The 23582-nt window shown below is 61.9% G+C and carries 18 protein-coding genes and 1 pseudogene; 2 read left to right on the top strand and 17 right to left on the bottom strand.

Going from position 1 to position 23582, the window contains the following annotated elements:
• Positions 1-29 precede the first annotated feature (29 nt).
• The 16 genes from ACQ4MS_RS18220 to ACQ4MS_RS18295 all read right to left on the bottom strand — a co-directional run bounded on the left by ACQ4MS_RS18220 (position 30) and on the right by ACQ4MS_RS18295 (position 15196).
• Entirely contained in the window at positions 30-827 is a 798-nt protein-coding gene (locus tag ACQ4MS_RS18220) for an ABC transporter ATP-binding protein (RefSeq protein ID WP_431096026.1), read from the bottom strand.
• Positions 820-1887, bottom strand: coding sequence for a FecCD family ABC transporter permease (locus tag ACQ4MS_RS18225; protein WP_431096027.1), 1068 nt, complete (start codon positions 1885-1887; stop codon positions 820-822). The genes ACQ4MS_RS18220 and ACQ4MS_RS18225 overlap by 8 nt, the downstream gene beginning before the upstream one ends.
• Positions 1884-2987 carry an ABC transporter substrate-binding protein gene (locus ACQ4MS_RS18230; protein ID WP_431096028.1) on the bottom strand — a complete coding sequence of 368 codons (1104 nt, stop codon included), beginning with the start codon at positions 2985-2987 and terminating at the stop codon, positions 1884-1886. Before ACQ4MS_RS18230 ends, ACQ4MS_RS18225 begins: the two co-directional genes overlap by 4 nt.
• Positions 2988-4091, bottom strand: a complete 1104-nt coding sequence (locus ACQ4MS_RS18235; RefSeq protein ID WP_431096029.1) for an ABC transporter substrate-binding protein — start codon at positions 4089-4091, stop codon at positions 2988-2990. It abuts the gene before it with no gap.
• A gap of 253 nt (positions 4092-4344) precedes the next feature.
• On the bottom strand, positions 4345-5106 hold the full coding sequence (locus ACQ4MS_RS18240; RefSeq protein WP_431096030.1) for a DUF4239 domain-containing protein: 762 nt from the start codon (positions 5104-5106) through the stop codon (positions 4345-4347).
• A 285-nt stretch (positions 5107-5391) separates the two neighbouring features.
• Entirely contained in the window at positions 5392-6303 is a 912-nt protein-coding gene (locus ACQ4MS_RS18245; RefSeq protein ID WP_431096031.1) for a polysaccharide deacetylase family protein, read from the bottom strand.
• Between the two features lie 7 nt (positions 6304-6310).
• Positions 6311-6676 (bottom strand): nuclear transport factor 2 family protein, encoded by a 366-nt coding sequence (locus ACQ4MS_RS18250; protein WP_431099617.1) that lies wholly within the window; start codon positions 6674-6676, stop codon positions 6311-6313.
• Positions 6677-6783: 107 nt separating this feature from the next.
• Positions 6784-7764 (bottom strand): Bug family tripartite tricarboxylate transporter substrate binding protein, encoded by a 981-nt coding sequence (locus ACQ4MS_RS18255; protein WP_431096032.1) that lies wholly within the window; start codon positions 7762-7764, stop codon positions 6784-6786.
• A gap of 391 nt (positions 7765-8155) precedes the next feature.
• A complete protein-coding gene (gene soxA, locus ACQ4MS_RS18260; protein WP_431096033.1) occupies positions 8156-8941 on the bottom strand; it encodes a sulfur oxidation c-type cytochrome SoxA in 786 nt (261 codons plus the stop codon).
• Positions 8938-9261: a thiosulfate oxidation carrier complex protein SoxZ gene (gene soxZ, locus ACQ4MS_RS18265; protein WP_431096034.1), complete on the bottom strand. Its 324-nt coding sequence runs from the start codon at positions 9259-9261 to the stop codon at positions 8938-8940. Before soxZ ends, soxA begins: the two co-directional genes overlap by 4 nt.
• Positions 9261-9734, bottom strand: a complete 474-nt coding sequence (locus ACQ4MS_RS18270; RefSeq protein WP_431096035.1) for a SoxY-related AACIE arm protein — start codon at positions 9732-9734, stop codon at positions 9261-9263. The genes soxZ and ACQ4MS_RS18270 overlap by 1 nt, the downstream gene beginning before the upstream one ends.
• Positions 9735-9765: 31 nt before the next feature.
• Positions 9766-10209: a sulfur oxidation c-type cytochrome SoxX gene (gene soxX, locus ACQ4MS_RS18275; RefSeq protein ID WP_431096036.1), complete on the bottom strand. Its 444-nt coding sequence runs from the start codon at positions 10207-10209 to the stop codon at positions 9766-9768.
• Positions 10210-10216: 7 nt separating this feature from the next.
• Positions 10217-12424: a molybdopterin cofactor-binding domain-containing protein gene (locus ACQ4MS_RS18280; RefSeq protein ID WP_431096037.1), complete on the bottom strand. Its 2208-nt coding sequence runs from the start codon at positions 12422-12424 to the stop codon at positions 10217-10219.
• A complete protein-coding gene (locus ACQ4MS_RS18285) occupies positions 12421-12924 on the bottom strand; it encodes a (2Fe-2S)-binding protein (RefSeq protein ID WP_431096038.1) in 504 nt (167 codons plus the stop codon). The genes ACQ4MS_RS18280 and ACQ4MS_RS18285 overlap by 4 nt, the downstream gene beginning before the upstream one ends.
• A 212-nt stretch (positions 12925-13136) precedes the next feature.
• On the bottom strand, positions 13137-14339 hold the full coding sequence (locus ACQ4MS_RS18290) for a winged helix DNA-binding domain-containing protein (RefSeq protein WP_431096039.1): 1203 nt from the start codon (positions 14337-14339) through the stop codon (positions 13137-13139).
• Positions 14340-14341: 2 nt separating this feature from the next.
• The gene (locus ACQ4MS_RS18295) at positions 14342-15196 is read right to left on the bottom strand and encodes a glycosyltransferase family protein (protein WP_431096040.1); all 855 of its coding nucleotides are present in this window, start codon (positions 15194-15196) and stop codon (positions 14342-14344) included.
• A gap of 583 nt (positions 15197-15779) precedes the next feature.
• Here ACQ4MS_RS18295 and ACQ4MS_RS18300 point away from each other — a divergent pair.
• Both ACQ4MS_RS18300 and ACQ4MS_RS18305 read left to right on the top strand, forming a co-directional pair.
• Positions 15780-17483 carry a ShlB/FhaC/HecB family hemolysin secretion/activation protein gene (locus ACQ4MS_RS18300; RefSeq protein WP_431096041.1) on the top strand — a complete coding sequence of 568 codons (1704 nt, stop codon included), beginning with the start codon at positions 15780-15782 and terminating at the stop codon, positions 17481-17483.
• Positions 17484-17626: 143 nt separating this feature from the next.
• Entirely contained in the window at positions 17627-22534 is a 4908-nt protein-coding gene (locus ACQ4MS_RS18305) for a beta strand repeat-containing protein (protein WP_431096042.1), read from the top strand.
• A gap of 259 nt (positions 22535-22793) precedes the next feature.
• Here ACQ4MS_RS18305 and ACQ4MS_RS18310 read toward each other — a convergent pair.
• Positions 22794-23351 (bottom strand): annotated as a pseudogene (locus ACQ4MS_RS18310) (C40 family peptidase); the annotation flags it as partial.
• Positions 23352-23582 lie beyond the last annotated feature (231 nt).

A 23582-nucleotide genomic window follows, 5' to 3' on the forward strand; every position in this document is an offset into this window, starting at 1 on the left:
ATCGAACGGAGGGGTATCGTGTCGGTATTTCAGGCCCTCAGCCGTTCGCGTGGGGCAGGGCGCGGTGCGCGCAAGGTGCGTATATAGGGTTGACCGTCCAGGTCGTGATGAACATCCACCGGGACGTGGTACAGGCTGTGGATGAGTTCGCTGCTCAGCACTTGGGCCGGAGGCCCAAATGCCTGCAGGCGACCATCACCGAGCACGATGAGCTGGTCGGCAAATTGGGCCGCCAGGTTCAGGTCGTGCAGAACGGCCACGCTGATCCATGCCTGCTCGGCGGTCTGCGTCTTCAGATGCTCCATGAGCTGCATCTGGTGCTTCAGGTCGAGCGCGCTGACGGGTTCATCCAGCAGCATCAGCTGCGGCTGGCGCAGCAGCACCTGTGCAAACAGCACCATCTGGCGCTGCCCGCCGCTGAGCGTGTGCACCGGGCGGTCGGCCAGGTGGGCGATGTCCAGCGCCTGCAAGGCTGCCAGCGCGGCTTCCAGATCGTCATCCGACAGCCGCATCGACAGCCGCTGTAAACGACCCAGCACTACCACTTCGAGCGCACTCAGGTCCAGGTCGAGCTGTGTGTTCTGCGGCATGTAGCCGATGCCCTGGCGCCACGTTGGCAGTGTATGCCGCGTCATCGACGTTCCACGCAGGTGTACCTCGCCGCATGTCAAAGGCAATTCACCAAACAGGGCGCGCAGCAGGCTCGTTTTGCCGGTGCCGTTGGGACCGATGATGACGTGCAACTGCCCGGCGCGCAGTTGCAGGTTCAGCCCTTCGACGAGGGTCAGCTCGCCGATGCCCAGGGTCAGGTCACGGAGTTCAAGCACGGCCGCGCTTTCGGTTGCCCAGGATGAGCCAAATCATGAAAGGGACTCCGATCAGCGCCGTCACGATGCCGATGGGAAACAGGGCGCCGGGCACGATGGACTTGGACAGCACAGAAGAAACCGAGAGCATCAGCGCACCACACAGCGCCGATTGCGGAATCAGGAAGCGCTGATCTTCGCCAACCTGCATGCGCGCGATGTGCGGCGATACCAGGCCGATGAAACCGATGATGCCCACAAAGCTGATGGCAGTCGCCGTCATCAGCGCGACCAGCACCAGCGTCTTCAGGCGCAGTCGCGTGACATTCACGCCCAGGCTGCGTGCGCGTGCCTCGCCCAGGCGCAGGCAGGTCAGCTGCCAGGCATCGCGGTGCAGCAGCACCGCACACACCAGGGTCACGCCCGCGGTGATCCACAGCATGGGCCAGGTGGTGCGCATGAGGCTGCCGAACAGCCAGAAGATGATCTGCTGGTTCAGCTCGGGGGAGGAAAGGAACTGCAGCAGCGACAGCAGCGACTGGAACAGAAACAGCAGCGCGATGCCGGCCAGGATGATGGTCTGGCTGTTGACATGGCGCATCAACGCCAGCCCGAACAGAAAGCTGGCCGCCAGCATGCAAAAGAAAAAAGCGCTGACGGGGATTGCCACCAGGGACGGTAAACCCAGGCCACCGGTGACCAGGGCCAGCGCCGCACCAAAGCCGGCGGCGGCCGCCAGCCCCAGCGTATAGGGGCTGGCCAGGGGGTTGTCCAGCAGGGTCTGCATCTGCACCCCGCCCAGTCCCAGCGCCGCCCCCACCACCAGGGCCATAAGGGCGATCGGCAAGCGCATGTCCATCACGATGGCACGTGTCATCGGGTCGGCCGCCGCGGGCGCCAGCAGCGTGCGCAGCACGTCGCCCAGCGCCAGCAGCGAAGGGCCGGTGGCCACGTCCAGCGTCAGGCTGCACAGGCCCAGGCCGACGAACAGGGCCAGCCAGCGCCAGCGCAGCGCTTCGCGCCGACGCTGGCGTTGCAAGACCAGGACGCCGATGTCGGGCGTGGCGGTGGTGTCCGTCATTTCCCGTTGAGCATGAAGGTGCCTTGGGGCTGGATGGGCAGGTAGCGGCGGTAAAAATCGCGATAGGTGGCGTCTGGATCAATGTCGGCAAACAGCGTCGGGTATAACGCCTTGGCCAGGTATTGCAGCTGCGCCGCATCCAGAAGGCTGCGCGTGGCACCGTGGTAGACACCGTGCAGGCGGCCGTCCTGGATCGCCGGCAAGGCGCTCCAGCCCTTGCGCTGCGCGAAGCCTCGCAAACGTCGGCGAGCGTCATTGACAGGCACACCAAAGCCCATTTGCATCGCGTCGGGCTGGCTGACGCTTTCATAGCCTGCGATGAACACCACCTGCGGTTTCGCGACGAGCAACTGCTCGGGGTTGATCGGTCCCCAGTCCTTGACGAAAGGCGTGGCCACGTTGTCGCCGCCAGCCATATCGATCATGGCCCCCCACATGTTCTTGCCATAGGTATAGCTGTGCTCGGCGGGCCCCTTGTCGCCCAGTTCGAGGTACACGCGCGGGCGGGGCAGCTTTGCTTTGGCGATGCGTTGCTGGATGGTTTCCACGACCTGGCGGTATCCGTCGGCAATGTTTTGCGCGCGTGCCGTTTCGCCGGTGATCTGGCCCAGCACCTTGGTGCTGGCCAGGTGGCGCTCCACGGTCTGCGCGTTGTAGTCCACCACCACCACAGGAATGCCGGCGGCTTCCAGGCGTGGGATTTCAGACGCCAGTGCCTTGAACTGCCAGTCGGCCAGGATCACTACGTCGGGCTTCGTGGCCAGCGCCTTCTCGAGCGAAAAGCTCTGGAACTGCACGCTGCCCAGGTCGGGCACGTCGCGAAGTGTGGGCCGCGCGGCGGCATACTGCTCCCACACCGCGGGCCGTGACTTGACGAACCAGCCGAGAGAAAGTCCCACCAGCCGGTCGAAGGCCTTGTCGCCACCGATGGCCAAATAGTCCTCGATGTAGAAGCCCAGCAGCACCCGTTTGGCCGGCAATTCCAGGATGACCTTGCGGCCCAGCACGTCTTCGATGGTGCTAGGGGCTGCCCAGGCGCTGAGCGCGCCCAGCGCGAGGGTGGCGGACAGCGCCAGGTTTTTCCAAAATTGGCGTGTCATTCACATCTCCAGCGCGAAGCTGCCCTTGGCCTGGACGGGCAGGTAGCGTTTGTAAAAATTCAGGTAGTTGGCCTGGGGGTCGATGTCCCTGAACAGCGTGGGATACAGGGCCTTGGCCATGAATTGCACCATGGTGTAGTCCAGCACCGAGCGCGAAGCACCCTGGTAGACCGCATACAGGCGCTTGTTCTTCACGGCGGGCAGTTCGCTCCAGCCGGGGCGCTGGGCAAAACCCTGCAACCGCTGTGCCGATTGTTCGGGCGCCACGCCCTGGCCCATCAGCATGGAAGCGGGGTTTCTGGTGGACTCCGTTCCTGAGATGAACACCACCTCGGGTTGTGCGGCCAGCACCTTCTCGGGGTTCATCGGACCGTACCATTCAATGAAGGGAGTAGCGATGTTTTCGCCACCGGCCAGCGCGCCTAGCGGACCCCACATGCCCTTGCCGTAGCTGAAGCTGTACTCGGCCGGTCCCTTGTTGCCGAATTCGACGTAGAAGCGCGGCCTGGGCTGTCTGGCGGCGGCAATGCGCGACTGAACCTCATTGATGGCAGATCTGTATTCGTCGGCGATCTTCTGTGCGCGTTTCTCATCGCCGGCAATTTTGCCCAGCAGCAGCGTGCTGGCATGGTGGTTGGCTGGCAGTTCCATGTTGTAGTCCACCACCACCACGGGCACGCCGGCGTCTTCCAGCCGTTTGACGTCCGGACCCAGGCCTTTGTATTGCCATTCGGCCAGGACCACCACATCGGGCCTGAGCGCCAGCACCTTCTCAACAGAAAAGGTCTGCGCCTCGACCTCGCCAACGTCGGGCAATTCTTTGAGTGAGGGCCGGTGTGCCGTAAACAGCGACCAGTTGGCCGGACGCCAGCCTTCCCAAGCCTCGCGAGAGAAACCGACGACCTTGTCGAAGGCCTTATCGCCGCCGATGGCCATATAGTCTTCGAAATAGAAACCCAGCAACACGCGTTTTGCGGGTACGTTGATTCGGACAGATCGGCCCAGCACGTCTTTGATGATTTCAGGGGCTGCTTGCACAGGTTGAATCAGACCAACCGTCAGGCCCAGAACGAACAGCCAGCGCGCCGTGGTGGCAAATCGCATGAACACTCCTTAAAGGCTGGAGTAATCCCAGCGAGGTCGGTATTCTATATGAGAATGATTCTCAAGAAGTTTTGAGATGCCGCATTGCTGTGCAAATCATTGCGTCAATGCTTTGACCTCGCGACCCAAATAGCGCCTGGTCGTGCGATAGAACGTCGACCGGGATATCCGTGAGCGGATCAATGACCTAGGGCGATGCTGGGTCGGCGGAAGTGGCGCGCGGCAGTTGCACGAATTTGCTGCTGGCGCGGTGCTAGCGCGGGGACGGCATAAGCCGCTCCTGAATCAGCTTCAGGGCTTCCGGCGAAACGCTCTCTTCGCCGCGGAAGGGGTTATCCATCGCGGCGATGAAAAACAGCATCAGGCCGACAAAGGTCGCCAGGATGCCCGACAGCACAATATGCAGCGCCAGCCGTTCCATGGAAAACAGCCACAGCAGCGAAAAGTTCAGCGCAGCTCCGAGGCACACCACCCACCACAGCACACCCGAGAGGGAGGTGCTGACGCTCTGCAGGCGCGCATACCGGGCCTCCAGAAAGCTGTTGAATTGCCGCAGTGTTTCGGCGTGCAGGATTTCCTGGGTCCGGCTGGCAGGGGTAAACGACAGCAGCTTTTGATGTAAGTCTGAAATGCGCACGGTGCCACCGGCATGCAGCCGTCCTTGCCGTTGCTCGGGCCAGGCTTCGTCGATCAGAAAGCGTACGTAGTCCCTCATCCCGCCTTCCAGGGTGGCGCGCGCTGGCTCCGGATAGTTCGACAGATCACGGTACAGCGCCGCAATGGCCGTAGCCTCCTTGCCTACGGCTTTTTCCGCATCCGCGAAATTCTGGTAAGTGGCAACCGCGATCAGACCCAGCATCAACCCGTAGAACACCCCATAGGCCGAAAGAAAGTAGCTGACAAAGTCATTGGCGTCTGGCTGCGGACCGAGCCACTTGCGCACCAATGGCCGTAGCAGAAGCAGACCGCCCCACGTGTAGGTCAGGCAGACGATGCAAAAAAGCAGCGCCAGCACCCAGTTGGGTATGTCGTAGATCCAATAGAACACGGCGCCTGCCCCTCTTTTATGTCGAACTCCACTCCGAAGCGGATGATAACCAAAGGTCGCATGCCGAAAGTTTCGGCGCTGGCTGCCCGGCAAAATGCGGCCAACGGCACGGCAGAGGCTGAATACCGATTTTCTGAAGTAAAAATTGACTGCAAGGCTTGTAAATAATGCGCCAGCAGCTATCAATTTAATAGCTAATTCGCTTTGCGTGAACCTCAGGGCTGCACACCGGGCGCCTCTTCCAGGGGCCGCTCACGCGGCCACCTGTACGGCGTGCCGGAAAATATCGCCCGGCGTGGCCATCCAGACCTGACCCCGGTCCCGTGCGGTAGCGACATGCTGAAGCGCATGCCGCAGGTGGCGCAGGCGGTAAGGCTGGCCGACGATGTAGGGGTGCAGTGCAATGCCCATCACCAGCGGTGCGGAACCGCTGGCCTGCGATTGCTCCAGCATCTCGTCAAGCTGGTCGATGATCATCTGCGCAAAGTCTTTCCCGTCCATCTGCCGCGCAATGATCATCGGGATGTCATTGAGTTCCTGCGGGTAAGGCACGGCCCATAAAGCCTGCCTGCTGCGAGTGCGCATAGGCAGCGGCTGGTCGTCATGGCACCAGTTCAGGGTGTAGCCGTAGCCGCTTTCGGCGAGCAAGTCAGGGGTATGCAGGCTCTCCGAAATCCACGGTGAAAGCCACCCGGCGGGTGTCTGGCCGCTTTCCTGTTGTATGCGCGTGCGGCACTGCACCAGCAGGCTACCTTCGTCCGCTTCCGTCAGTGCGGCCTGGCGTTCGGCGTTGCTGTGTCCATGACCGACCAGTTCGTCGCCGCGCGCCACGCAGGCGGCCACCAGCTCCGGGCAATGGTCATACAGTGCGGTGTTGATCAGGGCCGCCGCAGGCAGGCCCAAGCTGTCAAACAGCTCGAGGCAGCGCCAGCTGCCAACGCGGTTTCCGTACTCGCGCCAGCTGTAGTTCAGGACATCCGGTTGCGGGCTGGCCGGGCCGATGGTGGCGCCCATGCCCTCGCCAAAGGCAAAGTGCTCGATGTTGAAACCCAGGTAAACAGCCAGGCCGGCGCCGTTGGGCCAGCGATAAGGTTTGCGCCGGTTGATCGCCTGGTAGTCAAAGCGATTGTGCGTCGGCAGAACGCCGCTGTAGCTTGCCGCCATCAGCTGATCAAAGCTCAGCCAGGCCGGCCCGCACCAGCAACCACTCGGCGCTGTCGTTCCACACATCCATGTGGGTGATCAGCCCGCTTTTGACGACATAACGGTCCACATAGCGGTTGCCTTCAAAAGGCGTTCCGTCAGGCCATTCTCCGTACAGGGTTCCCAAGCTGTAGACCACCGCTTCGTCGGGAGCTGCGCCGTTGGAGCCGGCGACAACCGTTTCGGTGCGCTCAATCTTTTTTTTCACCCATTTGTAGCGCGATGCATTGAATTTGGTGCACTCAGCGGGAGCGCCCATGGCCCGGCCGCCGGTGAAAAGAATCTTCATGCCGGGTGCGGTGAACCGGCTGGCGGCCACCGGGTCAGGAAGCATGATGAGCCGGAGGAACTCATTGACCACATCGGCAGCGCTTGCTGTGTCGCTGGAGAAGGTGGGGGTGCTCAATCAGGGTGCTCCTGCGGCTGTCGTTGTGGGGAAAATCATGTTATCACCTCGACGTTGGCCAACTTGGCTACGCTGCGCCAGGTATCAATCTGCGCATTGATCAACTGAACGAACTCCGTGCCGACCACCGCATTCTTGCGCGGCAGGGTCTGGATTTCTTCCAGTCTGGCTGCGATGTCCGGTTTGGCGAGAATCTCAGGGATCAGTGCCGTCAGCCGCGCAAGAATGGGCGCAGGCAGGCCTTTGGGCGCTGACAACCCCAGCCACTGGGAACCCGTCAGCTTGGGAAAGCCGAGCTCGGCAAAGGTCGGAATGTTGGGAAGCGCCGGCAGGCGGCTGGGGGTGGAGACAGCCAGCGCGCGCAGCGACCCGGCCTTGAGCTGGGCCACATTGGTGGTGATGGGGTCGAGCAGGCTGTCGATCTGCCCGCCCAGCAGGTCTTGCATGGCCGGCGAGCTGCCCTGGTAGGGGATGTGGTCGTGTTGGGGCGCCTTGCCTTCGATCTTGAGCATTTCGCCAAACAAGTGGTTGGCAGAACCGATGCCCGATGAGCCATAACGCACAGGCCGGGTCCTGGCGGCCGTCAGGTATTGCTCCAGCGTCTGGAAGGGCGACTGTGCACGCACCAGCAGCACCATGGGCGCTTCAACCAGCATGCCCATGTGGGAAAAGTCGTTCACCGGGTCAAAGGGCATGACTTTGCGGGTGGCTGTGGCATAGATGTGCACCGACGCGTGGCTGACCAGCAGGGTGTAGCCGTCGGCGGGCTGCTTGGACACATAGTCGGTGCCGATCAGGCCGCCCGCACCCGCTCGGTTTTCCACCACGACGGTCTGGCCCAGCGCCTGCGACAGGTGCGGCGCCATCATGCGGGACACGGTATCGACCAGGCCGCCCGGCGGGAATTGCGCGACCAGTCTGACCGGCCCACGCGAAGGCCAGGCGCTTTGGGCGCTTGTCCATGCTGGAGCGGTCAGGGCAGAGATGCCGGCGGCCAGGACGTGACGACGTTTCATGGAATGCTCCTCAAGGGCTGAAGGCTGCATGGGCAACCATCAACAGGGTTGAAAGCGGTAAGCGGCTGAAGACGTCTGGCGACCAGCAACTTGTATGCCAATTCGACTGTTCATGCATACGCGCTTTGCGGTCCCTGATGCCGGGAGCAGGGAGGCGCCTTCCTCACTCGGCCTGGGGTTGCGCGACGGCATACGCCTTGCGGGGAGTCACCCAAAAAGCCCGCGCATCTACTTGGTGCGTTGGCGGTAAGCCCGTCGCATGCCGCGGCAAGCTGGCGCTGATCCCAACGGCGCAGGTCGGATTGAATTATTGGTAAAAAAGTGCCGTAGCCCTTGATTGGTCTTGGCAAGAAGCTATGTAATTGATAGCACTTGCAAGCAGCCGCTCACGTTAAGGCCGCACGCCCGGCGTCTCGATCGCCATGCCTTTTGCTCGGGCATTAAGGTACAGCTCGAGCTCGACCAGTTCCTGAGCGCCATAAGCAAAGGGCTCGGCGCGCACACCGCTCATGCAGCCGCGCAGTCGGCGCTGCAGTGACCCCATCGCTTGCCATTCGAGGCGGTACACCGGGTAGCCGGTGGGATGTGCCTGCGGAATCACACTGCTGCCCAGGCGCCCACCGGCCAGGCCGTCATGGCATTGCGCACACGACAGGTTCAACTGGCCGATGCGCTGCGCGAAAAGTTGCGCACCGCGTTCGCGGAAGGGCGACAGCCTGGCATCGTCAGGCGGGGCCAGCGGCATGCCGCGCGACTGCAGTGCGACGAAACTTTCCAGGCTCAGCAGTTCCTGGCTTTCGGCGCGCAGCGGTGCGGCCTGCTGGTGGTGCTGGCGGCACTGGTTGATGCGCTGGCTCAGCGCCACGGGACGGCCCAGCGCCAGGTCAAACGCCGGGTAGCGGGCCGCCACACCGCGCATGCTGCTTTGCGCCGACGCGTGGCAGCTGGCACAAGCTTTGCCGCTGGCCCCTAGAGCCTGGTTCCACAAGGCCTCGCCATCCTTGGCCCAGAGCATGCCGGGGTTCAGTGCGTCGTCCTTTTGCATGGCCTGGGTTGACGCGCCCATGAACTCGTAGCCCGAGCGGCGCGTGTCCTTGCCGGTTGCGGTCTGCGCGCCGGCCAGGCTCGTCAGCAGCAAAGCCAGCAGGGGCGACAGCCAAGCGAAGGTTTGCGTCATGCCGTGACGGTCAGGCTGATGCTTTCAGTCTGCGCAAAACCGTTATCGCCCTCCCAGCTCAACACCAGGGTGCCGCTGTCGGTAGCAACGGTGTGAAAGGCGATATACGGATTGGCCGAGATGGCAGAGAACAGCTCGGCGCTGAAGATGGTTTCGCCGTTGTACTTGCAACTGAATCGCTGGATGATGTTGCGCGGCAAAGTCTTGCCATCCTCGCCGGGGCGAAATCCGGTTTCCATCGGGTGGCCTATGGTGGCGCGTATCTCGATGACTTCGCCGCGTTTGGCGGTGGAAGGGGCATTGATGAGGGTGCGTGCCATCAACTGTCTCCTTCAATGCAGGCAGCTAACGTCACGATCACATTCACGGTGTGAGACCAGTAGCTGCCATCATTCATCTGCGCAACCGCAACCAGTTGCTGCGAGGTGGCCAACCGGATGCGCGTGGTCATGCTCGCTCTTCCGGCGCGCGGGCCGAGGATAAAGCGGGCCACGTCGCGCTGGGGGTTTTTCTCGTTGAAGACCGCAATGGCTTTGACATGGTCTGCCGCGGTCATGGGGCTTTCGGCCGTGACGGTGATGGGCACCACATTGCCGTTGTCTACCAGCTCGGCCACATCCAGCTTGACCTTGCCAACGCGAACCGGGGCACCCTGGGTATAGGCCGACACTGCGGCAGCCAGTTCGTTGGCTTGCGCCACTGCAGGGCGCAGAACGACGCTGAGACCCATGCCGGCTGCGCCCGCCAGAATGTGACGTCGGTTCAGGGGAAAGAGGCGGTCTGCCGTGGTCATGAGTTCACTTGTTGACTTCACTTCACTTCATTCATTTCAGCGTCAGCAGGAAGGCCACGACATCCTCGATCTGCTGCGCCTCCAGCAACGGTTTGCCTTGCCAGTTCGCGCCCACGCGCGCCAGCCCGTCGGTACGATGGTAGGCTGGCATGATGCTGGCCGGGTTCAGGCGCTGCGCGTCGGCAATGCGCAGGCGCAGCTGGCCTTCCGTCCAGCGTGCGCCCGCACCCGAAAGATCAGGAGCCAGGTTGCCCTGAAAGCGTTCCTCGGGAATAGGGCCGGTATGGCACAACAGGCATAGGCCCTGCTGGCGGCTCGCCACGATGGCGCGCCCGCGCGCCGCGTCGCCGGGTGCGCCTGTCAGCGTCTGCGGGATTGCATCGCCCACCACGCGAAGCGGCGAAACGTGCTGCGCAAAGCCGCTCCAGGGCGCCATCATCATCAACCCACCTGCGATGGCCCCTTGCCAGGTCATGCGTTCTTCAGGCCTTTTTCAGGCTGTGGTTCTTCAGCGGCAGGTCGCGTATGCGTTTGCCTGTCGCCGCAAACACGGCGTTAAGCACAGCCGGCGCCGCGACCGCGATCGTCGGTTCGCCCACACCACCCCAGAAGCCACCCGAGGCCACGATGATGGTTTCCACCGCAGGCATGTGCTGCATCTGCACGACCGGGTAGGTGCTGAAGTTGTCTTGCTCGATGCGGCCATCTTTTTGCGTGCATTCACCGAAGAGCGCAGCCGACAAGCCGTAGGAAAAGGAGCCTTCGACTTGCGCTTCAATCTGCTGCGGATTGACTGCGTAACCCGGGTCGGTGGCGGCCACAATGCGGTGGATCTTGAGCTCGCCCTCGTTGTTCACCGACACCTCGGCGCAGGCCGCCACATAGCTGCCGAAACCCATGGTCTGGGCCAGGCCCCGGTAGACTTTCTGGCCGCCGACGTCGGGCGGCGGCACGTTCCACTTCACGCGCTCCGCCACGGCGTTCAGCACCGCCAGGTGCTTGGGGTGGCTTGCCATCAGTTTTCGCCGCAAGGCCAGTGGGTCCTGTTTGGTGGCGAAGGCGATTTCGTCGATAAACGACTCAAGGTAGATCGCATTCTGGTTCAGGTTCACACCGCGCCAGAAACCGGGTGGCACGCTGGGGTTGCGCATCGCGTGGTCCACCAGCAGGTTGGGAAAGCTGTAGCCGATGGACGCCTCGGGCCCTGGTGCGTTCAGGCCCTGGAACTGCACCGGGTCCAGCCCGTTGCGGATGTTTTGCGGAAACACACCGGCCAGGATGGACTGGCCCGAGATGCGCATGTGCAGCGCGGTGACATTGCCCTGCGCGTCCAGCCCGGCCTGCAGCTTGCACTGCGTGACCGGGTGGTAGCGGCCGTGCAACATATCCTCCTCGCGTGACCAGAGCAGCTTGACCGGCACGCCCGGCATCTGTTTGGCGATGTCCACGGCCTGGCGCACCCAGTCGTGCACTGCACCGCGCCGCCCAAAGCCGCCGCCCAGGTGGATTTTGTAGACCTCGCATTTGCTGGCCGGGATTCCTGCCGCCTCGGAGGCGGCTGCCAGCGCCGCTTCTCCGTTTTGTGTGGGTGTCCAGACTTCGCAGCGCTCGGGTGTCCAGCGCGCCGTCGCGTTCATGGGCTCCATGGTCGCGTGGTTCTGGTGCGGGTAGGAATACACCGCTTCGATGCGGCGTGCGGCGCTTGCCAGCGCGGCCTTGGCGTCGCCGTTCTGGTTGCCGACCACCGCGTCGGTCGCGTCGAGCCCGGCCTTGAGCATCTGGGCCACGCTCGCGCTGGAGTTCGCAGCGTTGGGGCCGTTGTCCCATTCGATGGGCAGTGCGTCGAGCGCGGTTTTGGCATGCCACCAGGTGTCGGCAACCACGGCCACCGCGCTGTCTCCGACAGCGACCACCTTCTTCACGCCTGGCCGTTTTTCGATCGCGGCGGCATTGAAGCTCTTGACCTTGCCGCCAAACACCGGGCAGTCCTTGATGGCTGCGTTGAGCATGCCGGGCAGCTTTAAATCCGCACCGTAGATCTGCTTGCCCGTGACCTTGTCCAGCGTGTCCAGCCGCGCCAGGCGCTTGCCCACCAGCTTCCAGTCTTTCGGGTCTTTCAGTGTCACCTCAGCGGGTGGCGTGACTTTGGCCGCTGCCACCGCAACCTTGCCATAGGTCACGGTGCGGCCAGTGGGGGTGTGCGTGATGACGCTGTTGGCCGCGCGACATTCAGCCACCGGCACCTTCCATTCATCGGCAGCGGCCTGCGCCAGCATCATGCGTGCGGTGGCGCCGCCTTTGCGAACATAGTCGTGTGACTCGCGGATGCCGCGACTGCCGCCGGTGGAGAAGTTGCCCCATGCCCGGTTGCGCGCGAGGTTCTGCCCCGGTGTGGGGTACTCGGTGGTGACCTTGGCCCAGTTGCATTCAAGCTCTTCGGCCACGAGTTGCGCAAGGCCCGTCAAACTGCCCTGGCCCATTTCAGAGCGTGCGATGCGGATCACCACCGTGTCGTCGGGCCGCACGACGACCCAGGCGTTGATCTCCGGTGAGGCCGCGCCTTGCGCGAAAGCCTGGCTGCCAAACGGAATATGAAAAGCGACAACCAGCCCGGCCGATGCGCTCGAGGCCAGGAAGCGGCGACGCGACAGCCGCGGAGAGATAGAGGAGGGGAGGATGGTGGCGCTCATGTCGTGCTCCCGTCGGTGTGCTGGATGGCGAGCGCCGCGCTCTTGGTGTTGCCACCCGCAGCAACGACCTTGATGGCAGCCCGGATGCGGTTGTAGGTGCCGCAGCGGCAGATGTTGGTCATTGCCTCGTTGATGTCGGCATCCGTCGGGTTCGGTTTGGCCTTGAGCAGCGCCGCCGCCGTCATCACCATGCCGCACTGGCAGTAGCCGCACTGCGGAACATCCAGCGCGACCCAGGCCTTCTGCAAGGGATGCGAGCCGTCGGGGGACAGTCCTTCGATGGTCACGATTTTTTCCGCCGCACCCACCGTGGAGACGGGCCGCACGCAGCTGCGTGTGGGCACACCGTCGATATGCACCGTGCAGGCGCCGCAAGCGGCAATGCCGCAGCCGTATTTGGTGCCGGTAAGCCCGAGCTGTTCGCGGATGACCCACAGCAGCGGTGTGTCGTCCTCCACCTGAAACTCACGCACGGTACCGTTGACGTTCAGTTTTGCCATGGGTGCAATCCTCATTATTTAAAGGAGCCAGGATGGGCTGGAAGACCAGGTCTGTTAGCAGGCCCGGGGATAGTAGCGCCGGTGCATGCCAATTGCACCGGGGGCGCCTATACCCGAGTAATGTGATGACTCTCAGCGGCGAACAAAGTTCGATCGGGTAAACCCTTGTCATCACGGCGCGGTTGCCGCGGGCTGCGATGAGCTACTACGAATTACTTCGGTTGCTTCGATTGCTTCGATTGCTTCGGTATAAGGCCTTGGCGAATCCCAGCCAGCGCGAGACCGTTGAACGCGGCGTAGCGCTGCGCCTGTGCCTGCAGCGCGGCGCCGAGCTTGCGGGATGACAGCGCAGAAGGCGCGAACGGCGCGATGCTCAAAGTAAGCGCGCCTTTTTTTGTTTCGGCTTGCCAGGTACCAGCCACTCGCCCATCGATCAGCAGCGTCGGGCGAAAGAGGCCATTGGGCGTCATGACCTTGCCGGCCTCCGCGCTGTCGATGATGGGAGTTCGATCCGTGTAACCCAAAAGATACTCATCAAAGCCAGCCAGCAAATGCACGGTCGGAGTGCTGGGTTGGCGTGCGGGCAGGGCTGGCGTACGCGCGGACCACCAAACAGTGCCGCCCGCATACTGCGCCTTTTCCATGCCGGGCATGGCCATCTCCAGTGCTGCCCGTGCTTCGCCTGCGGCCAGCCCGGACCACCACGTGAAGTCTGCCAGGGTGGCCGGACCATGGCTTTCAAAATAGCGCTGCGCCAGCTTCTTGAGGTCGTCTTCGCGTGAGGGCTCTTTTTTCGGTGCTACTGGGTCCTGCGGTAGCCATTCATCCAGCAGTGTGTAGGTGGCCTGCTTGCCGCGCGGCAGGCCCAGGCAGATCAACCCGACCTGTGCTGCGCGGTACAGGATGCGTCCGCCGCGGTGGCCGTCGGTGGCGATGCGATGCTGCGCAAGTTCGGCAAACAGTTCCACGCGCGTGAGTTGCTGCCCGCCTTCAAGGCATTGCCGGATCGCCGGAAGGATTTTGCGGAAAGCGGGCTCGTCCAGATTGACCTCCCGGTAGGCAGCCGCGGTGCGGGTCAGCAAGGCCGGCGCCGCCAGAGCCAGCAGCCATCGCAGGTCCGAGGCGGCGGCCAGGTGTAGCGTACCGCGCAGAACCCAGCTACGCACCACCTTACGCTTGGCCAACGCTTGTTCAATCATCGCGCCGGTCATGGTGGCGTCGGCGACAAAGCGCGAACCGACGGCCCAGCATGCATGGGCATATTCCTGCGCCTGCATGGCACCGAACCATTGCACCGCCTGGTCGATGCGCTTGAAGTTGGTTGCACGAGGCGACAGGGAGGAGGAGGGCGCCGGTGAAAGCCGCTGGCTTGCCAGCCGCAACGCAATCAACTCTTGCCGGGAAATTTCGGCCATGCTCAGGCAACACTTTCGAGCATGGCGAGCATCCGCCTTTCCCACACCGCTGGAGAAAAACGGTCACGCAGCAGCTTCTGCGACGCCTGCACCATGGCCTGACGCCGGGACATATCCACTACCAGTTCCGCACAGGCCTGCGGCATGTCCCTGAGCTCCGCCATCACCATATGAACGCCGGGCTCGATGCCGAAATCTTCCCAGCCCTCAAAACGGTCGGACACCACCGCCGTACCGGCCGCCCAGGTTTCAAACGCGCGAAACTGGTCGAAGTAATGGAGTTCCGCATCGGCATGCACATTGAGGCTGATGCGCGCACTCGCGCGGCAGGCGTCGCGCGCCGCGCCCCAAAGGCCGCTCCAGATGAACTGGGTTTTCACGGAAATTTCCGTGCGCTCGAGAAAAAACCTTTCGGCCTCGCGCCGCCTGGCGGTGTCGCCGCCCAACATGATGATGTCCCGCGTCCTTTGCGTTTCGGGAAGTGGCGTTCGCACATGCTTGTCCGCCACCAGGTAAGGCAGGCGGAAGGCGGGAAGGGCTGGAAAATACTGATGGAGATAGCGTTCGATGGAACCATCCATGGCCATCACCGCGCTCAGGTTTGGGGCAATGGCATCGAACAGATCGGCTTTGTACCGGTGCACGGTGGCCGACGCATTTTTTGTCAATGGATCAAACATCCAGAGTACGTGCTTGCCGTGCCGCGGTAGACCTCGCTTCGCGAAACGGGCGAAGGCATAAATACCCGTCACGAGCAAATTGACGTCGCATGCGCCTACCTCAGGCAGCGGCGCGTCGGTGCTGCTTCCCAGGTCAATGAATTCAACATCGTGGCCCGCCTGCAGCAGCACGTCCATCCACAAGCGCGACGCGCGGCCAAACAGGGTGTCGATGTCGGTGTAAATGTGGATTTTCAACGCGGCTTCTTTTATTTTTGCTCTTCAGCTTATAGCGCACGCCGCTAATTGGCAGGTACCGAACCGATATCGATGTTCACAACTAAGCCCGGACATCATTGCCTCTTGGAGACCCGGCCATGGTTCGTGCCACGCATGGTGGATTTGGGGCGCGGCCTGTGCCACCCGTATAGCGGCGGACACCTCGCAAAACTTTACACAGCACCTTTGAATTTCCCCAAAATTTTTTTGACGCGGTTTGGTAATCCGGCCAGGTTCGCTAGTAAATCGAAGGTGTGCGAATTCGCAACGCATTCGGTCTAAAAGTAGCTAATAGGGTCGAATAATCCCATAACCGAGGCTAAGTGCCCCAAAAGTGGGCCGGAATGATTGCACAAGGTCTCTGGCAATTAATCACTTTTTCTGCCTTGTATCAGGTTTCACAATTGGTTACCGTGAAATAGTTCACGAAAATATGGCCAACAGGTGGTGAATCACAACGCCTGAAGGTCCCTGAAATCTTGATCTTCAACGAGGCGTAGCGATGAAGCGTATTGAGCGTGTGGGCGTGCACAGCGTGTGGGCAGGTGCTTTTTTCGTGCTTGTGGCCATCCCGGCAGCTGTGTTGGCGCAGCAACCGCCGTCCATCATTGACCCAGGCCGGGTTCGCGAGCGTTTTGATTTTCAGCCTGAACCCGGAGCGTCAGCAGCTCCTCCGGAGATCAAGGCCGAGCCGTCCGGCTCTTTGCCGGAATCCTTGAGAACCGTCAAAGTCACACTCAAGCGAATTGATATTGAAAGCCGTACTGTGTTGCCCGGCGGCACTCTTCAGTCGCATGCGGATAGCTACACCGGACGGGAGATTACCGGAAGCGAGATCTTGCAACTCGCGTCCTCGCTCACCGCGATGTACCGCAATGCGGGCTACATCCTGTCGCTCGTGGTGGTTCCGCCGCAGTCTCTGTCCGATGGCACGCTCACTCTGCGTGTGGTGGAGGGTTACATCGACAGGGTGAACATTCAGGCGGGAGGCGATGTCAGCGCCCATGTGAGGGAGCAGCTCGCGGCTGTCGGCGAGAAGATCCGGGCATCGCGGCCGATTCAAGGACCTGTGCTTGAGCGCTACCTGCTGATTGCCAATGATTTTCCGGGTATCGAGCTGCGCAGCGTGCTGGCTCCCGCGCAGGCGCCGGGTGCGGCGGACCTCACGCTGATCGCTAGCGTGAAAAAAGTAGAGGGCTTTGCCGCGGCAGACAACTACGGATCCAAATACCTCGGTCCGGCCGAGATCGGCGGGGAAGTCTCCGTGAACCAGCTGCTGGGTGTGAATGACCAGTGGCGCTTTCGGGGCCTGAGCAGCGGCAACTCGGAACTGGCTTATGCGCAAATTTCTTACAGCCAGGTGGTCACGACAGAGGGGCTCAAGCTGTCCGCGGCCGTGTCCCAGGCGCGTACACGTCCCGGCGACATCCTGACGCTGTTTGACATGCGTGGCAACGCGGACACGATCACCGTGTCTGCCGCGTATCCGCTGCTTCGGACCCGCAATGAAAGCGTGACCGCACGGGCAACGTATGAGCACACCGATGTGGAAACCGATGTGCTGGGCACCCGGGTGATTGAAGACCATATCCGAGCGCTGCGCCTGGGTCTCAACTGGCGGGTGCTTGACCGCCTGGGCGGTCAGAACTCGCTGGAGCTGGAATTCAGCCAGGGGCTGGGCGGTACCCAGGAGTCCGATTTGCTTAAAAGCCGGACTGGCGCCAAAGGTGTGTTTAACAAACTCACCTTCGATTACGAGCGCACCCAGCCTCTGGCTTCGAACTTTGCCCTGACGGTGGGCATGCTTGGACAGTGGGCCAACACGCCCCTGCTTTCATCGGAGCAGTTCGCAGTGGGCGGTCGACGGTTCGGGCGGGCCTACGAGCCTGCTGAATTGGTTGGTGAGCGTGGACTGGCATTTCGCGCGGAGCCCCGCTATTCCCGCTCGTCGGACTTTGCGGGCATCAGGTCTTGGCAGCTCTTTGCCTTCTATGACATCGGCAAGGTCTGGAAAGTGGGCCGTACTTCGCCCGGCACGCCCGACAGCCAGAGCCTGGCATCGGCCGGGGTGGGAACCCGCCTCTTCCTTCCGCGGAATGTAGTGGCCGCAATCGAGATCGCATGGCCCCTGACCAAACCTATCGCCAGTTACCAGCCTCACGGCAAAGATCCCCGGCTGCTGGGGACGTTGCTGGTGCGGTTTTGATGATTTTGTCCAACGTCTTTTTTGCCCTCAAGAGGTGATCCATGAACGCTAACCTGAACTCCCTGAGTTCCTCCGTTTCCGCTGGTACTGCCGGCCGACGCAGGCGATCTTTTGCGTTAAAAGCGCTTCCGGCGGCAGTTGCCATGCTCTTCTCGCCCCCAGGCTGGCCTGTAGACATAACTGGCGGCGCGGGCCTTCCGCAGAACGGCACGGTGTTTTCCGGCACCGCTTCGGGCTCGGTGTCGGGCAACCAGCTCACCATTAATCAGGATACTACCCGCGCCGTGATCGACTGGGCCTCGTTCAACATCAATCCCGGAAAAATAGTGGAGATCATCCAGCCTGGCGCATCGTCGGCGCTGCTGAACCGCGTGACCGGTGACGCCAACCCTTCGCAAATATTGGGCAGCCTTTCGGCCAACGGTACGGTGATGCTGATGAATCCCAACGGCGTAATGTTCGGGAACAACGCTGTGATTAATGTGGGCTCACTTATTGCCACCACGGGCAACATCGACGTCAACAACTTCATCAACACCGGTGGCGCTCAGATTACTGGCGCCACCGGCAGCATTACCAACCACGGCAGCATCACCGCGCAAAATGCCGGCCTGGTGGCTTTGGTGGCGCCTTCGGTCACCAACCACGGCAGCATTACCGCGACGGGTGGCACGATTGCCCTGGCCGGATCGACCGACGCTACGGTCACCGTGTCGCTCAACAGCGGGTTGTATGAGTTCGCCATACCGGGTGGTGCAACGGGTTTGAGCGTATCCAACAAGGCGAATGCCACCCTGGAAGGCGCGACACTTCTGCTGGGTGTGGGCGATGCCGCCAATCTTCTGTCTGGTGTCATCAACCTTGAAGGCGTGCAGCAGGCGACAGATGCCATCGTCGTCAATGGCCATGCGGTGGTGCTCAAGTCGGCACTGGATGCACCTCAGGTCAGCGGCAATGCCAACCAGGTGGATGTGTACAGCGGTGCACGTATCCAGGATGCCGTCGACATATCAAAAACAGGCACCGCAGGGGCAGGGGGGGCCGTTGACGTCCATGCGGGTACCTACGCCGAGCAGGTCACCCTGAACAAGGCCAACCTGACGCTGACCGGCCTGGGTGGCGCAAAAATCGTCGTACCCGATGCCGGGCAGGTCAACGGCATCAGCATTACTGCGAACAACGTGACGGTCACTGGGATGGAGATCGCCGGGCCCGTCAACCAGCCCTATACAAGCTATGCGTGGGGCTCCAATATCAGCCGCGGCATTGCGGTGGCCAATGGTGTCACCGGTTTCACCATCAGCAACAACAACATCCATGACGTACGCAACGGCATCCTGATCGACGGACGCAATACCGGCAGCGTCACCGGCAACCGGATTGAAAACACCAAGAGCGCCATCTCCGTGCAGTACACCGACGGCAGTGACATTGTGATGGCAGGCAACAGCCAGGGCCCGGTGGGAAATGAATGGGGCCTCAACCTGCACCTGAACGGACACATGGTCGGATCGAATCCCAACCCTGTCTCCAATAGCACGCCCATTGCTGCCGCGCCCACTCTGTCACAGCAGCAGTCTCTGCTGGACTTGAGCGCGGCCAACGGCGGCTGGTCCGTGCAGGACCAGGCGTATACCTCGTCCAACCGCACACACGTGACGGTATCTGCCACCGGCTCTTCTGGCGCACAGGGCAGTGCGCTCACGCCGCTGGGCAGCATACAGGGCGGCGTGGACGCCGTAGTCACGGGCGGCACTGTGAACGTGGCTGCCGGCAGCTACAGCGGCAGCGTCAACATCACCAAGTCGCTGACGCTGGACGGCGCGGGGGTAGGGCAGACGGTGCTGCAGTCCGCTGCCGCGGGCAGTGGCGACGCGGTCACCATCAACAATGCTTCCAACGTGACGCTGTCGGACCTGTCGATTGCCGACTACCTGTACGGCCTGCGCATCAACGGAACGTCCAATGACGTGACCGTCAACCGTGTGGCTTTCAACAACAATACCTACGCCATGCGCAACGGCACCACGACCCGGGCCGACAACTTCCGCATGCTGAACAGCACCATCACCGGAGGGGTCATCGGTGTGCAGACCTATAACGCTTACCAGATGATCGGTGGCGCTCCGGTGGCCACGGGATCTTTCGAGAATGCGTTGTTTGAGAATGTCACGGTGGACGGTCCGAGCTTCAAGGGCTTCTATCTTGAAACCGCAAATAACCTGACCCTCCGCAACGTCACGGTCATGAATGCCGGCAATTACGGAGCGCCCGCGTCCTCATCGCTGCATGGGCGTTACGGTTCCGGCATCGATATCAACCTGAAGTACGACAACTTCAATGCGATCAATCTCGACAACGTTGTGGTCAAGAATTCGGGCGCGAGCTCGGGTGATCCGACGGCCGCGGCCGTCGTGATCAAGACGCGCGGGATTGCCGGTGACCCTGACTACATGGCCGCACCGGCCAGCCTGCAAAGCGTCAATATCTCCGGCGGCAGCATTGAAGGCTCCAGCCACACCGGTCTGCGCGTTGAAACCCTGAGCAATGGCAGCGGCGGTCAGCCGGCCGTCACCATCAGCGGCGGAACGCAGTTCAAAAACAATGGGCAAGACCTGACAGTAGACGACACCACAGTCGATGCACGAGGTGCCATCTTTGACGGGGCGGCGGATGGTTTTGCCATTGAAGACCGTGTGACTCACGCGCTGGATACAACCGGGCGCGGGCTGGTGACCTGGACGGATGGCAACGTGTATGTCACCCAAACAAGCGGCAGCATACAGCGCGGGGTGGACGCCGTAGCCGCGGGAGGCACGGTAAACGTGGCTGGCGGCACCTACGTGCAACCTACCACGCTCAACGTCGACCGCAGCCTGACGCTGGCCGGTTCGGGCCAAGCATCAACCGTGATCGACGCCCGCGGTGTCAGCGGTTACGGCATCAACGTGACTGCCGATAACGTGTCGCTCAAGGACTTCACGCTCCATGGCCCGAGCGCCAACGTAGCCGGATCCTACGGCATCAAAGTGGCACCGGTCGGAGACGCGTCAGCCCGGCTACGCAACTTCTCAATCAGCAATGTCACCAGCCGCGGAGCGGGCCGGGCCGAGCTGGACCTCAACGGCGTTGATGGTGCGCTGATAGACCGCGTAACGGCCGACGGTGCGCCGGTGGGCGATAACAGCGGCACGACGCAAGGCGCCGGCATTCAACTGACGGACAGCGCCAACGTCACCGTCAGCAATTCGACCACCCGCAACAATGCCTGGGGCGGCCTGGCGATCTACCAGGCCAACCGCCACTACAACCAGCAGGTGAACAACGTCACGGTGGCGAACAACAACAGCTTTACCGAGCGCAATCCGGTGTACTTGCAGGATGAATCAGCGAGCCGCAATTTTGGTGCGCTCACCATTGAGGGCTTTGACTTTGCCGTACGCAACGCCAGCACGACAGACAACAATCACCAGTACACCTGGCTGCAGGCCTCGCAGCAAAACGCGCTGGACTATGCCCTCAATCTGGGTAGCGCTGATTCCAGCTATGTCCAGGGCTGGGACCGTACTCAAGCCACGCAGGACTTCCAGGTGGGCATCGGCAACCTGCTGGGCGGTGGCACGCGGGCGCTGTCCGTCGGGACGGCCATGGGCAACGCGGCAACCGGCGCCAACATCCGCGTAGGCGCCGGCACCTATGCCGAGGACGTGGTGGTGAACAACCGCTATAACCTGTCCTTCGGTGGCTCGACCCTGCAGGGCCTCACGCTCAATGCCGGCGCGGGCGGCTCCGGTATCAGCGGCAATGTGACGGTGGACGGTGCGGGCGGCATTCTGTTCAACGCTCCGGTGACCTTGCTGGGCGATACGACGCTGGCGACCCAGGGCGCCAACATCACGCTCAACGGTGATGTCCAGAATGCCGGCAGCGTGGCGCGCGCACTGCGGCTCGTTGCGGGCACAGGCAGCACCCGCGGTAATGTACACATGGTGACGGGTGGCACAGAAACCAACGCGCTCGGCCGGTTTGAAGTGGTGGCCAATGACTTCACCCTTGACAGTACCCTGTGGGTCAAGGGCTACGGTGTTGACGCACTCGGCAATGTTGCCCTGAGCAACCATACGCTGCGCGGGCAGGACGCTACACAGTCCAACACTCTGAACGCCGGCGGCGACGTGAGCGGCTCCACCATCAGCCAGGGTGCAGTGCAGGTCACCAGCGGTGGTGATGTCTCGGCCAACGTCACCGCCAGCGAAGTGGCGGTGGCCGCTGTGGGCGACGTAAGCGGCACCACCACCAGCCAGGGCAATGTGCAGATCAGCAGCAGCACCGGTGACATCAGCGGCAACATTAGCGGCAACAACGTGGTTGTACAGGCGCAGGGTGACATCAGCGGCACCACCACCAGCCAGGGCAATGTGCAGATCAGCAGCAGTACCGGCGACATCAGCGGAAACATCAGCGGCAACAACGTGGTTGTGCAGGCGCAGGGCGACATAAGCGCCACCACTACCAGCCAGGGCAATGTGCAGATCAGCAGTACTACCGGCAATATCAGCGGCAACATCAGCGGCAACAATGTGGTGGTGCAGGCGCAAGGTGACGTGAATGTCGTGGTCACCGCCAGCAATTCAGCATCGCTGGCCGGCGATACCGTGGTGGCCAATGTGGTCGCGCCTGTCATGGCGGTGGAGGCCGTCAGCGAAGTGCAGATTTCAGGTTCATCAGCGCAGGTCACCATTGATTCGCCAAAAGGCAGTGTCAGCGGCAGCTTTGGACAGGTGACCAATTCGGGAGGCGGCCTGGTCAATGTCAACGGTAAACCTCAAGGCAACCAGACACTGTCCAGCAATGCAGAGAACAACCGCGTGATTCCGACGAACGTGGAAGACAGCGCGAGGGGTGAAGCGCCGGTGGTTCAGCTGGCATTGGCCGTTGAAACTGAAGCTTCCCTGGTTTCGAGTACTCCCGGAAAAGCGGGTGACGCCCTCGATAACGGCCAAGCCGTCGAGCTTGACATGTCGCCAGGCAATGAGCGCGAGAAGGAGTGAGCGATCGGGAGGCGGAATCCGGCGGTAAAGCGGCCGGGAGGCTTCAGCGAGGAAGCCGGCCAGGCGGTGGCCGAAGCCGGTGTGCGGTTCCTGCCCTTGGCCCCGGCTCTTAATTCCGGTAGAGGTCCTGCTGCGTCGGCCGCTGCGCTGGTTGCGCCGCGGACAGCTGCGGTGCAGCCGTTTGTGCGGATGGCTTGTTGTCAAGCGACGCGGCTTGCGGCTGCGGCCTGACTGACAAAGCGGCCGCGCGTGACGTAGTTTCTTGCTCCACGGCGCTGGACGGCTGCACGCGGCGGGCGCCGTCAAAACGGCGCTGCCAGTAGCTCACGCCCATGCTCTCGACGCGCACTTCAGCGCCGGGCTTGGGAGAGTGGATGAATTTGCCGTCGCCGACATAAATGCCGACATGGCTGAAGGCGCGTTTCATGGTGTTGAAAAACACCAGGTCGCCGGGCTGCAGGTCGGTTTTGTCGATGCGTTGGGTGGCCGCGGCTTGCTGTTCGGCACGGCGGGGCAGCAGCAGCCCGACGCTTTGTTCGTATATGGCGCGCACAAAACCGCTACAGTCAAATCCGGTTTCGGCGGTGTTGCCGCCGCGCTTGTAGGGCACGCCCAGAAATCCCATGGCGTTGACCACAAGTTCGGATGCCTTGTTGCTGACGCTGTGGCGAACGTTGTCGATCTGGGTCAGCAGGCCTTTGTCGGCGAGCAGCTTGTCCATGTCGTTGTCGCCGCCTGAATTGCCGGGTGCCGCATGCGCACTGGCTGCCAGCAGGGCAGCAGAGGCAATGATGAGGGCAGGGGCAATCATTCGCATGGCGCCAAGCATACTTGACGGATTAGTCCTACGTCAACTTATGTTGTTTCTTGATAACGTTGATAAGTTATTGATTTGTAACGAATTTGTACGCGAGTAACTTCTTTTCCCTTTCAGAATTGCTATGTTTACATAGTAAAAATCAGTTCAAAACGCCTTCTGAAGGCCGCTATCGCGATGAAATGAGCCTGTCGCGCGGCAAACGTTGGCTTTTTTAGCGTGTTTTAAGGA

Origin of the sequence: Polaromonas aquatica (genome assembly GCF_050626995.1) — a bacterium.
Classification (GTDB): Bacteria; Pseudomonadota; Gammaproteobacteria; order Burkholderiales; family Burkholderiaceae_C; genus Polaromonas; species Polaromonas aquatica_A.